The sequence below is a fragment of the Wolbachia endosymbiont of Drosophila nikananu genome (assembly GCF_028981865.1).
In the GTDB taxonomy this organism is placed as follows: Bacteria; Pseudomonadota; Alphaproteobacteria; order Rickettsiales; family Anaplasmataceae; genus Wolbachia; species Wolbachia pipientis_B.
Map to the genome: position 1 here is coordinate 8,792 of NZ_JAPQLL010000068.1, position 305 is coordinate 9,096.

Consider the following 305-nt stretch of genomic DNA (forward strand, 5'->3'; position numbering starts at 1 on the left):
ACGAATTGCTTAACCGTCATTCCGCCGCAGACCGTCATACCACCACGAACCGTCATACCGCGATTCATTCGCGGTATCTCATCCACTGACAAGAGATCCCGCTGCGGGATGACGGTTGTCGTTTAGCTATAAACATTAAGAAATTTACCAAACAAAAAAAAGGCAAAAGAAACCCTAGTCATTGTCTATTTTCAGTATTGGCGTTTTTTAAATCTTAAACACTGCAATTTAGCTGCTTTTAAACGCAACTCACCTTAGTTTAAATGTTTAAGAAATTTACTAAGCAGAAAAAAAGGCAAAAGAAA